This window comes from Micromonospora sp. D93, from assembly GCF_018070365.1.
Classification (GTDB): Bacteria; Actinomycetota; Actinomycetes; order Mycobacteriales; family Micromonosporaceae; genus Micromonospora; species Micromonospora ureilytica.
Genome location: NZ_JAGPXW010000002.1, coordinates 264,243 through 276,335 on the forward strand (window position 1 = coordinate 264,243; position 12,093 = coordinate 276,335).

Below are 12,093 nucleotides of genomic sequence, written 5' to 3' on the forward strand. Positions count from 1 at the left end.
TCATGGCCACCAGCGTTGACGTGCGTCGGGACCTAGCCGGCCTCGCCGACCCACGTCGAGCCGAGGCGTCGAGCCGGTTCCTGCAGATGGTTCCCGGCGGGTACGGCGAGGGCGACAGGGCTCTCGGTGTCTCCGTGCCCGACCAACGCAGGGTGGCCGCCCGGTACTGGCGCGACCTCTCGCTCGCCGAGACGACGAGGTTGCTCACCGACGGCGCACACGAGGAGCGGCTGACCTCGCTGCTCATCCTGGTGCGGAAGTTCACCAAGGGCGACGAGCGGGAACGGGGTCAGGTCTTCGACACCGTTCTGGCCAACACCGGCCGCATCAACAACTGGGACCTGGTGGACTCGTCCGCTCCGTACATCGTCGGCCCCTGGCTGATCGGCAGGGACCGGACTGTCCTCGATCGGTTGGCCGAGTCGAGCCTGGTGTGGGATCGGCGCATCGCCGTCATGGCGACCTTCGCCTTCATCAAGGCCGGGGACTTCGAGTGGACCTTCCGAATCGGCGACCAACTCCTGCACGACCCGCACGACCTCGTCCGCAAGGCGGTGGGCTGGATGCTGCGTGAGGTGGGCAACCGGGACAGAGCGGCGGAGGAGGAGTTCCTCGCCCGCCGCTACCGGGTCATGCCACGGGTCATGCTGCGGTACGCGATCGAGAAGTTCGAACCGCAGCGTCGCCGCGCCTACCTGTCCGGCGTCCTCTAGACGACCGGCTCAGCCGGTGGGATCGGGAAGTTCCGGTTGAAGACGTTGTCCGGGTCGTACGTGGCCTTGATGGCGCGCAGCCGGCCGAGGGTGGGCTCGGGCCAGGCGTCCAGCAGTCGAGCCGGATCGGTGTCGCTCTCGAAGCTGAGATACAGGCCGTCGAGGTGCCCGTACAACTCGGCCCAGTGCTTGTCGAGGTGGGGTCTGCGGTCCGGGACCGTGGCGGCGAGCACCGAGAAGTTCTGCTCCCGGTGCGGGTACGCGGTCGCGTCGCGGGCTACGTCGTTGACCGCCCCGCCGACGGACCGGAGCTGCATGATCATCACATCGCCGGAATGGATCATGTTCTCCATCAGATCGGCGGCCTGCGGATTGACGTGGTGCAACAGGCCGCTGCGGGTGTCGCGCAGCCCCTGCCCCCGATGCTGGTTGCCGGGCGGCACGACGATCGCCGGGTACGGCGCGAGCTGCGCCTGCTGATCGAGGATCGGCCCGATCTCCAGGAACGGGCTCAGGGCGGACTGCGCCGCCTCGATGTCGTCATCGGCGTAGACGAGCGTGACCTGGGCAGCCGGTGGGCTGCCACGGCGAGCGGGAAAGAGGGAGAGGAAGCTTGTCAGCTCCCGTGGCGCGTCCTCGACGAGCTGGCCCCACCGGCGCAGTAGTTGGGCGGTGTCGGTCGCGTCCACGGCGAGTTGGGCGTAGACGACGTTGTCGACCTCGTACGCCTCCAGCTCTATTGCGGTGACCACACCGAAGTTCCCACCGGCGCCCCGGATGGCCCAGAACAGGTCGGGGTGGTGCTCGTCGTCGACGCGGAGCAGGCAGCCATCCGCGGTGACGATCTCGGCGGCGACGACGTGGTCGATGGTCAGGCCGTGCTTGCGCGCCAGAAATCCGATCCCGGCGGTGGTGGCGAGACCACCGACGCCCACGTCCCCGTAGTCGCCCGAGCTCATGGCCAGGCCGTACGGGGCGAGCGCCTGGGCCACGTCACCCCACCGGGCCCCCGGCTCCAGCCGTACCCGGCGGGTCGTCCGGTCCAGCACCTCGGCCTTGTTCATCCTCGACATGTCGATGACAACTCCCCCATCGTTCGTCGACCGGCCGCTGATGCCGTGCCCGCCGCTGCGCACCGACAGCGGGACGTTCTGCGTCCGGGCGTACGACACGGCGTCGACCACCTCGGCGGCGTTCTGCGGACGGATCACCAGGGCCGGCGATCCGTGCCAGCTGTAGGTGTGGCGCACGCGCTCGTACTCCCGGTCACCGGGCTCGACGGACCTGGTGGCCAACGACGTGGGCAGCGCGTCGTAGTCGAGGCCCGGCTGCCGCTCGGCCAGCGCGACGCTCGTGCGGACCGGCCCGGTGCCGACCTCACCCCCGGTGCGCTCCTTGGCGACCGCCTCTCGCAGCGCGGGGGCGATCTCCTGCCCGAGGGTCTGGATGAGGCGTGGGTCGTCGCGCCCGATCAGGAAGGTGCTGAATCCCTCCTCGATGACCAGCGGAAGGAGCTGGTCGACCCACTGCTCGGCAGGCCCCTGGAGGAAGCCGCGGCTACGCGACGAGACGTCGACAGTGAACAGGTTGAGCAGCCGTCGGATCTCCCGGGGCTCGCGGCCCGCGGCGATGGCCGCCTCGTCGATGAGCCGGTTGGCGGTCACCCGGTCCGGAGATCGCAGGTATTCCAGCGTCGGCAGCCAGCCGTTGGCCTTCTGGCCGGTCAGGGCCAGCATCTTCGGCTGGTACGCGCCGAGCCAGATGTCGATGTCATGTGCCGGCTTCGGGCCGCGCTGCATGCCGGGTACCGGGTAGTACTCCCCGTCCAGCCGCAGCGGTCCGTCGGCGGTGTCGTCCCAGACCCCGCGCAGGACGTCGACAGCCTCCCGCAGGGCCGTGACTCCCTGCCCGGCGGTCAGCCGACGCGCCCCCATGCCCTCGATCCCGTCCCAGAACGCGCCAGCGCCGAGACCGAGGTCGAACCGGCCGTGCGACAACCGGTCCAGGCTCGCGGCGGCCCGGGCCAACACTGCCGGCGGTCGCAGCGGCAGGCTGAGGACGTTCCCGGAGATCCGGAGTCGCTGTGTGCGGGCGGCGACCCAACTCAGCAGGGTCCAGGTGTCGAGGAACTCCGGGTTGTACGGGTGGTCCTGAAAGGTGACCAGGTCCAGCCCTGCCGCCTCGGTCAGCTCGGCCAGCGCCACCACCTGATCCGGGTCGTGCACGCTGGGTGTCAGGAACGACCCAAACCGGAGTTCGTGCCCGTAGTCCGACATTGCTTTCACCATCCACGCGATCGTTTGATCAACCTATCATGTTCTGCACCTATCGTTTGTCAGACAACCTATCTTCGCCGCCAATCATTCCTGGGCTGCCGCGATGTCGGATGATGATCAACGCGCCGGCCACTAGCATCGGGACATGTCCGTGACCGATCCCTGCGAGCTGCCGGCCGACCGCAGGCGCGGCTCGAACTTCGGCTGGTCTCTGGGCATGGTGCTGCGCCGCTGGCACGAACACGTCGAGGAGCTACTGCGGGACCTGCCGCACGGCAGTCGGGGCTACCACATCCTGGCCGTCGTCGTGCACGAGGAGGTGCCCACGCAGGGCGCCCTGGCCGCCCGCCTGGCCATCGACCGCAGCGTTCTGACGTACGTCATCGACGACCTGGAGAACGCCGGCCTCATCGAGCGTCAGCGTGATCCCCAGGACCGGCGCGCCCGACGGATCGTGGCCACCGAGCGCGGACGTCAGACACTCGCCGAGGCCGAGCGGCGGGTCGCCCACGCCGAGGACCACGTGCTGGGCGGGCTACCCGAGGAGCAGCGCGAGGTCTTTCGCGACCTCGCCGACCGCGCCGCCGAGGCGATCCACGCCGCCGCCCCCGCCACAGACCCCTGCGTGGCCGTGCGGAGCGTCCTTCCTCCGTCCGACTGAGAGCGTCAGCGCTTGCGGCCCACCCCGCCGAAGGCGTCGATGTCGACACGCGTGTCGACCGCGTCGTCGGGTCGCCACTGCGGGCACGGCACAACCCCGGGCTCGACCAGCTCCAGGCCGTCGAAGAAGCCGGCGATCTCGTCGGGCGAGCGCAGAGTGTACGGAGTAGCGCCGCTGTCGTTGTAGTCGTCCTGCGCCTGCTGAATCGTGGCCCATGACGCCACTGAGGATGAGACCGATCGGCTGCGCGAAGTCGAGCGTCTTGCCGGCCTCGGCGATCACCGCAGCCGGGTCGTGCAGGTCGCCGTCGATGTAGGCGGTCCTGCCCTCGGCGGTGCCGACCAGCAACGCCCGAGCGTGCACCAGCACCAGCGGGTCGCTGTCGACGTAGACGATCCGGGCGTCCGGCGCGATCCGTTGCACCACCTCGTGGGTGTTGATAGCGGTCGGCAGCCCGGTGCCGACGTCGAGGAACTGGCGGATGCCCGCCTCGGCGGCGAGAAACATGATCGAGCGGACCAGGAACTGCCGGGAGGCCCGGGCCACGTCGACGACGCCGGGGAAGACCTGCCGGTACTGGTCCCCGGCCTCGCGGTCGACAGCGAAGTTGTCCTTGCCACCGAGCCAGTAGTTCCAGATCCGCGCCGAATGCGGCCGAAGATTCGCACCACACCGGTCACGTCCCTCCCGCGAGGGAGTGACGTCCCCTGTCAGCGGGGTCCCCCCACTGCGGGCCCCCAGCAGGATCGGTGCATGACGACATCGACACCGATCGTCGGTCGGACCGTCCACGGCCTGACGTACGCAGTGCTCGGCTGGGCCGTGGCATACGGGGGCGTGCGTCTGGCGTGGACGGTCGGCGAGACTCCGCAGTTCGGGCGGCTCGGGTTGGACCTGCTCGGCTTCACCGGCTGGTGGTCGGTGGCGTTGTGCGCGGCCGGCGGCGTGCTGGCGGTTGCCCTGGACCGGGTGGCGACCTGGCGGCCGGCGCTCGCGGGGCTCGCCTGGACGGTCGCCGGGGCCCTCGTCGCGGCGGCGGCGATCCTGCTGCCGGAGCTGGTGGGTTTCCTGCTGCTCACCGTCGGCCCGTTCTTCGACCCACTGGCGTTCGCGAGCCGGCTCGCTTGTGTCACCGGGGCGGTCCTGCTCGGTCTGGCCACCGCCCGCTATCAGCGGCGCACCCGCGGCGACTGCCCGGACTGCTGCCGGACGGTCCGACCGGGTGCGCGACGCGCGGCGCCCGCGCGGTGGGCACGCTGGGCCGCGTGGGCAGCGGTGGGCGGTCTCGTGACCCGCTTCGCCGCCCAATTCGTGGTGGGGTTCGACCGCGTCGACCAGAGCGCCACCCTGCTCGGGTTGGAGATCGGCCTGGTGCTGGCCGGAGTGCTGTTGCCGTTGGCGCTGGTGCACCACTGGGGTGCGGTCTGGCCGGGGTGGGTGCCGCTGCTCGCCGGCCGCACGATTCCTCGTCCGCTGCTGCTGGTGCCCGGCTTCGGGCTCGGCGCGGGCATCGTGGCCTACTTCGGGATGGGGATGGTGCAGGTGTCGTCGGGCTCGCACAGCGAGTTCTCCGACGCGTTCCTGTGGGTGGCGATGTCGGCGTACCTCGTCATGGGGTTGGGTCTGCTCGTCGGGTCCACCGACTACCACCTGCGCACTCGCCGACAGTGCGGCACCTGCGGCCGGTGACGGCAGCACTGGCTACGGGCCGAACGCATTGACAGGATTCGTTATACGAATTAGCTTTCTGGAACCGGGCACCTGGGAGCGCTCCCAATTCATCCACCTCCCACACCATCACTGAAACTCGCCGCAGACGAGCCCTCCCGAGCCGTGGACACCACCACCACCAGTTCAGGAGGAGTTTCATGAAACGAAGAAGAGTGACGAACACCGCCCTGGTGTCGGCCGGCACCGTCCTGCTGGCAACTGCGGCGGTCGCCGTGGCGATGCCGGCGGGGGCCGCGGCCGCCGGCTGCGGGGTGAACTACGGCGTGTCGTCGCAGTGGCAGGGAGGATTCGGCGCCAGCGTCAGCATCACCAATCTGGGTGACGCGGTGACGAGTTGGACGTTGGCCTGGAATTACAGCGCCGGTCAGACCGTCACGCAGGCCTGGAACACCACGCTGACCCAGAGCGGCACCGCCGTCACCGCCAAGAACGTCAGCTACAACGGGGCGATCGCGACCAACGGGACGGTGTCGTTCGGTTTCAATGGCGCGTGGGCCGGCAGCAACCCCGCTCCGACCACCTTCGTTCTGAACGGGGTGGGCTGCACCGGTGGCACCGAGCCGACGCCGCCGCCTACCACCAGCCCACCGCCGACGGATCCGCCGCCGACCACCCCGCCGCCGACCGGGCCGGCGGACATCACGGTGAACAGCGCGACCAGATACCAGACCGTCGACGGGTTCGGGGCCGCGCAGTCGATCTGGGGTAGCGCCTGGTCGACGACGGACACGCAGACGCTGGTGGGGATGGGCGCCAACCAGTTGGGGTTGTCCATCGTGCGGACCGGCCTGTCGCCGGAGTCCAGCGAGTGGGCGACGCACGTGAACTCGCTGAAGACGGCGAAGTCGTACGGGTCGAACGTGAAGATCCTCGCGTCGCCGTGGACCGCGCCGGCGGCGTGGAAGACCAACAACAGCCGGGTCAACGGCGGCAAGCTGAAGACCGACTACTACGACGACTACGCCAACCACCTGAACAGCTACGTGCAGTACATGCGTGGCCAGGGCGTGCCCGTCGACGTCACCTCGGTGCAGAACGAGCCCGACTGGCACCCGGACTACGACTCGATGGACTGGAGCGGCACCGAGCTACGCACCTTCGTGCGCGAGCAGGGCACCAAGGTACAGAACACCAAGCTGATGGTCGCCGAGGCGGTGAACCTCAACTACAACTTCACCGATCCGACCCTCAACGACTCGGCCGCCCGCACCAACATCGGCTACATCGGCGGGCACCTGTACGGCACCGAGGACTCGGGCCGGCTGCGCCCGTACTCCCTGGCCCAGCAGTACAACAAGCCGGTGTGGATGACCGAGTGGAACCTGCACGCCGCCGACGGCGGCGGCTCCAACATCTGGGGCAACCCCGCCAACGCGGCGGTCTGGAACGAAACCCTCGACGACATCATGCGCACCGTACACAAGTCGATGGAGGCCAACTGGAACGCCTACATCTGGTGGTACGGCAAGCGCTTCTACTCCTTCATCGGTGACGGCGAAGCAGCGTTCGGCACCGTCGCTGGCGCCCCGCTCAAGCGCGGGTACGCCTTCTCGCAGTACGCAAAGTACGTCCGCCCCGGTTATCAGCGAGTCGCCCTGACGAAGAGCTCGAAGGCCTCACCGCTGGAGGTGACCGCCTACCAGGGCGACGGGAAGATCACCCTCGTGATCCTCAACCGCTCGAACAGCGCGGTCAACAACGCCGTGATCCAGGCCCCGCAGAACGTCACCCGGGCCGAGCACTACCTCACCTCGCAGAACGCCAACGCGGCAAGCCAACCGACAAGCGTGAACGGCGGTCAGGCCACCATCAACGTCGGCGCACGCAGCATCTCCACCCTCGTGTTCACCCTCTGAACACCTCGTTCGGCCCACGTACGACCGACGTAGCGGGAGCCCCGGCCACACGCCGGGGCTCCCGCCCGTTCGCGGAGTTCGTCGCTCACGTGCCCGACCGGGTCGGCGGCGCCGTGCTCTGCCGCACCACGAGCTTGGGGATGACAAGTGGCAGGCGCTGCGGCACCGTGTCGTCGATGGCCTGGGTGACGGCCGTGATGGCCCGTCGACCGACCGCGTCGAAATCCTGCTGGATCGTCGTCAACGGCGGAATGAGGTAGGGCGCCTCGGGGACGTCGTCGAATCCGACGACGGAGACGTCCTGTGGCACCCGCCGCCCGCGTTCGTGCAGCGCGCGCAGCACGCCGATGGCCATCTGGTCGTTGGCGGCGAACACCGCGGTGGCCCTGTGCATCGCACCGACCCGCAGCCCCGCGACGTAGCCGCTGTGCGCCCTCCAGTCGCCCTCGACCGGCTCCGGCGGGCGTAGGCCCGCCGCACTCATCGCCTGACGCCACCCTTCCAGGCGGGCGCGGGCCTCCGCCCAGTTGAGTGGGCCGCTCACATGCACGATCTCCCGATGTCCGAGGTCGAGGAGGTGCTCGGTGGCCATCCGGGCGCCGAGCACCTGGTCGACGCCGACGGTCACGCTGGCCCGGGACAGGTCGCCCTCGACGACGACGAAGGGGACACCCGAGCGCGTCATCCGCACCACCTCGAGAGCCTCGTCATTACCGGCGATCATCACGACGCCCTCCACGCCGACGCGCATGAGGTGTTCGGTGGCGTCGCTGAGGGCGCGTACCGTCACCTCGGAGAGGCTCACCGACGTGGCGAAGTAGCCGGCCGCGCGGGCGGCGTCCTCGACGCTGCGATGGATGCTCGTCGGACCGAACAGCGTCCTGGCCGTGCCGATGATGCCGATCATCCCGGACCGTCCACGGACCAGAGCGCGGGCGGCCGTGTTGGGGCGGTAGTCGAGTCGTCGGATGGCCTCGAGGACCCGCTCCCGCGTCTCGCGCCTGATGCTCGGCGCCCCGTTGATGACCCGGGACACCGTCTGGTGTGACACGCCCGCCAGGCGAGCGACGTCGGCCATGACCGGTGGCCGGTCGGCCGCTGTCACAGCGGCCTTTGCGTGAACTCGCACTGGCGGGCCGTCCGTTCTTCCATGGGATCAGTTCCTCGTGGGCGTCGTCCGAACGTGACCGTCAGTGTGAGTGACGGGGCACCGCGCTGCCGCTGCCACCGACGAGGAAGTCGAGGTCCGCGCCGCTGTCGGCCTGCAGGACGTGCTCGCTGTACAGCCGTACCCAACCACGGTCGGCCACCGGCTTCGGAGGCTGCCAGGCGGCGCGGCGTTGGGCGAGTTCCGCGTCGTCGACCAGGAGGTCCAGGCGGCGCGTCGGGACATCGACGGTGACCAGGTCACCGGTGCGGACCAGCGCGAGCGGGCCGCCCACGGACGCCTCCGGCGCCACGTGCAGGATGCAGGTGCCGTAGCCGGTGCCGCTCATCCGAGCGTCGGAGATCCGCACCATGTCCGTGATGCCGTCGGCGAGCAGCCGCTGTGGCATGGGCACGTTGCCCACCTCGGGGAAGCCGGGGTAGCCCCGCGGTCCGGCGTTGCGCACGACGATCACCGTTTCGGGGGTGACGTCGAGGTCCGGGTCGTCGGCGGCGACGACGTAGTCCTCGATGCGGTCGAAGACGAGCGCCGGGCCGGTGTGCGTGAGGAGGTGGGCGGAGGCGGCGGAGACCTTCAACACCGCCCCGGACGGCGCGAGCGACCCGCGCAGCACCACGGTGCCCGAGCCGGCGGGCTGGAACGGCTCCTCCATGGTGCCGATGACGTCCCGGTTCCAGCACTGGGCGCCGTCGACGTTGTCCGCCACGCTCCTGCCGCTGACCGTGACGTGGTCCATGTGCAGCAGCGGGGCGAGTTCCTTCATCACCGCCGGAAGACCGCCCGCGTACGCGAAGTCCTCCATCAGGTACTTCCCGGACGGCATGAGGTTGACGAGCATGGGCACGTCGGCGGTGAGGATGTCGAAGTCCTCAAGCGACAGGGGCACGCCGAGGCGTCCGGCGATCGCGAGCAGGTGTACGACAGCGTTCGTGGAACCGCCGATCGCGGCGTTGACCCGGACGGCGTTCTCGAACGCCTGCCTGGTGAGCACCGAGGACAACCGTTGGTCCTGTTCGACCATGGCGACGATCCGACGTCCGGCGGCGTGCGCGAGCGCGTACCGTCGGGAGTCGACAGCCGGCACGGCGGCCGCCCCCGGCAGCTGCACGCCCAGGGCCTCGGTCACGCAGGCCATCGTGGAGGCCGTACCCATTGTCATGCAGTGACCCCGGCTGCGGGACATGCCGACCTCCGCCTCGGAGCAGTCGGCGGCGGTCATCCGACCGGCCCGCATCTCCTCGGTGAAACGCCAGACGACAGTGCCCGAGCCGATGTCCTGGCCGCGGAACTTGCCGTTGAGCATCGGGCCGCCGGTCATCATCAGGGTCGGCAGGTCGACGCTCGCCGCTCCCATCAGCAGGCCGGGGGTCGTCTTGTCACAGCCGGAGAGCAGGACCACCCCGTCCAGCGGATTGGCGCGGACGGACTCCTCCAGCTCCATCGCCAGCAGGTTGCGGTAGAGCATGGTCGTGGGGCGCATCAGCGGCTCGCCCAGACTCATCGCCGGGAACTCCAGCGGCAGGCCCCCGCTCTCCCACACGCCCCGCTTCACCGACTCGGCCAGGTCGCGCAGGTGGGCGTTGCAGGGTGTCAGCTCCGACCAGGTGGTGGCGATGCCGATCACCGGGCGACCGTCGAAGACGTCGTCCGCGAACCCCTGGTTGCGCATCCAGGATCGATGGATGAACCCGTTGCGGCCTTCCGCACCGAACCACTGCCCGCTGCGCAACGGTCGATTCGTCGTCGACATCAGCACACCTCTCTGTCATCCGTCCGGCCGCGTCCTGCGCGGCAGCGATCAATGCCCGTGTGGTGGATTGGCTGGTAGCGCCGGTGCGCCCTACCGGAGACCTCCGACGGACAGGCCGCCGCGCCAGTGTCGTTGGAGGCTGAAGAACGCGATGATCAGTGGGATCACGGACACCAGGGAGCCCAGGATGATGAGGCTCCACAGCGACGTGCCGCCCGAGTTGTTCGCCGACGCGATCCCCTGCCAGAGGCCGAGCCCGACGGTGACGGGGAAGAGCCGGTTGTCGGAGAGCATGGCCAGCGGCAGGAAGTAGTTGTTCCAGGAGGCCACGGCCGACAGCAGCAGCACGGTGACCACTGCGGAACGCATCAGCGGAAGGGCGATCTGGATGAACGTCCGTATCTCGCCCGCGCCGTCGACCCGCGCCGCGTCCAGGAGTTCGTCGGGCACCGCGTCGCGCGCGTACACGTGCATCAGGTAGACGCCGAACGGGTTGAGCAGCGACGGGAGGATCACCGCCCAGACCGTGTTCGTCAGGCCGAGCCGGGAGAACATGATGAAGGTCGGGATGACCAGGGCGGTGGCGGGCACCATCAGCGCGCCGAGCACGACGGCGAAGCTGAAGCGTCGGGCGGCGAACCGGTACTTGGCGAACCCGTAGCCGGCCATGACCGCCAGGATCGTGGCGCCGACCCCGCCGGCGATGGCGTACAACGTGGAGTTGAGGATCCACCGGAGGTAGATGCCACCGTCGTAGGTGAAGAGCTGCCTGAGGTTACCGAGGTAGTCGATCTGGTCGGTGAACCAGAGGGTGTTGCCGCCGCCGAACAGGCCCGGCGCGTCCTTGGAGCTGTTGACGATGACCCACCAGAACGGTACGAGGAAATAGATCACCAGGAAGCCGAGGAGGATCTGCAGAGGGAGATAGCGCTGCGGTCGGCGGGCGCCTGCGCGGACGCTGCTGTGGTCGGTCATCAGAGGAAGCTCCTCCGCTTGCGGGTGAAGAACAGGAAGGCGTACACGCAGATGAACACGATCCCGCCGAGGGCGAAGGAGATCGCGGACCCGTAGTTGAAGTTGGCCAGCGAGAACGCCTGCTGGTAGGCGTACATGTTCGGGGTGAAGTCCGAGCCGATGGTGCCCGCGGCGAGGTATCGCAGGATCTGCGGTTCGTTGAAGAACTGCAGGGTGCCGATGAGCGAGAAGACCAGGATCAGGATCAGGGCGGGCGCGATCAGCGGGATCTTGATCCGCGTCGCGATCTGCCAGCGCCCGGCGCCATCCATCCGGGCCGCCTCGTAGAGCGTCGGGTCGACGCCCTGCAACGCCGCATACAGGATGATCATGTAGTAGCCGGCCCACTGCCAGGTGACGACGTTGAGCAGCCCGTAGAAGATCAGGTCGCTGCCCAGGAAGTCGGGTGCGGTGGCACCGAACAGCCCGAATATGTCGGTCAGCGGCCCGAAGCCCCTGCTGTAGAGGAACCCCCACATCACGGCCCCGATGACTGTGGGGATCGCGTACGGAAGGAAGATCATGAGGCGGGAGAAGCGGGCGAACACTGTGGTGACCGAGTCCAGGATGAGGGCCAACGCGAGCGCGAGGATGATCTGCAGCGGGATCGAGACGAGCGAGAAGCGGATGACGAACCACGCACCGGACAGGAAGCTCGGGTCGGTGAACGCCTTCACGTAGTTGTCGAAGAGAACGAAGCTGGTGCCGCCGATCAGCTTCTTCTGAAAGAGACTGAGGTACAACGCGTACGCCAGCGGCGCGATGAGGAACGCCAGGAACACCACCCCGAATGGCCCGACGAAGAGCCACCCCATCAGGTGTTCGCGGAGGTGCACCTTGCCACGGATCTTGCGCGTCTCAGGCTGAGTACGCGGTGCGCGCTTCTCGGTCAGGGATGTCATCTTGGTCTCCGGGACGTGGACG

At 68.8% G+C, this 12,093-nt stretch carries 9 protein-coding genes and 1 pseudogene; 4 read left to right on the forward strand and 6 right to left on the reverse strand.

The window, feature by feature from the left end:
* Positions 1–2: 2 nt before the first annotated feature.
* Entirely contained in the window at positions 3–713 is a 711-nt protein-coding gene (locus tag KBX71_RS03365) for a DNA alkylation repair protein (protein WP_210816464.1), read from the forward strand.
* Here the strand turns inward: KBX71_RS03365 and KBX71_RS03370 are convergent.
* Positions 710–2,989: an LLM class flavin-dependent oxidoreductase gene (locus KBX71_RS03370; RefSeq protein ID WP_210816465.1), complete on the reverse strand. Its 2,280-nt coding sequence runs from the start codon at positions 2,987–2,989 to the stop codon at positions 710–712. The two genes, KBX71_RS03365 and KBX71_RS03370, sit on opposite strands and share 4 nt — an antisense overlap.
* Positions 2,990–3,134: 145 nt before the next feature.
* On the opposite strand from KBX71_RS03370, the gene KBX71_RS03375 reads away from it, so the two are divergent.
* Positions 3,135–3,650, forward strand: coding sequence for a MarR family winged helix-turn-helix transcriptional regulator (locus KBX71_RS03375; protein WP_124819258.1), 516 nt, complete (start codon positions 3,135–3,137; stop codon positions 3,648–3,650).
* A 5-nt stretch (positions 3,651–3,655) separates the two neighbouring features.
* On the opposite strand, the pseudogene KBX71_RS03380 reads toward KBX71_RS03375, so the two are convergent.
* Positions 3,656–4,364: pseudogene (locus KBX71_RS03380) on the reverse strand (SAM-dependent methyltransferase).
* 39 nt (positions 4,365–4,403) lie between these two features.
* Here KBX71_RS03380 and KBX71_RS03385 point away from each other — a divergent pair.
* A complete protein-coding gene (locus KBX71_RS03385) occupies positions 4,404–5,339 on the forward strand; it encodes a hypothetical protein (RefSeq protein WP_210816466.1) in 936 nt (311 codons plus the stop codon).
* 179 nt (positions 5,340–5,518) lie between these two features.
* Complete coding sequence (locus KBX71_RS03390; RefSeq protein WP_210816467.1) at positions 5,519–7,237, forward strand: cellulose binding domain-containing protein; 1,719 nt, start codon at positions 5,519–5,521, stop codon at positions 7,235–7,237.
* A gap of 85 nt (positions 7,238–7,322) precedes the next feature.
* Here the strand turns inward: KBX71_RS03390 and KBX71_RS03395 are convergent, their stop codons facing one another.
* The 4 genes from KBX71_RS03395 to KBX71_RS03410 form a co-directional block, all read right to left on the reverse strand.
* The gene (locus tag KBX71_RS03395; RefSeq protein WP_124819266.1) at positions 7,323–8,315 is read right to left on the reverse strand and encodes a LacI family DNA-binding transcriptional regulator; all 993 of its coding nucleotides are present in this window, start codon (positions 8,313–8,315) and stop codon (positions 7,323–7,325) included.
* A gap of 112 nt (positions 8,316–8,427) precedes the next feature.
* Entirely contained in the window at positions 8,428–10,155 is a 1,728-nt protein-coding gene (locus tag KBX71_RS03400; protein WP_210816468.1) for an IlvD/Edd family dehydratase, read from the reverse strand.
* 90 nt (positions 10,156–10,245) lie between these two features.
* Positions 10,246–11,130, reverse strand: coding sequence for a carbohydrate ABC transporter permease (locus KBX71_RS03405; RefSeq protein WP_210816469.1), 885 nt, complete (start codon positions 11,128–11,130; stop codon positions 10,246–10,248).
* Positions 11,130–12,071: a carbohydrate ABC transporter permease gene (locus KBX71_RS03410; protein WP_124819272.1), complete on the reverse strand. Its 942-nt coding sequence runs from the start codon at positions 12,069–12,071 to the stop codon at positions 11,130–11,132. The genes KBX71_RS03405 and KBX71_RS03410 overlap by 1 nt, the downstream gene beginning before the upstream one ends.
* Between the last annotated feature and the right edge of the window lie 22 nt (positions 12,072–12,093).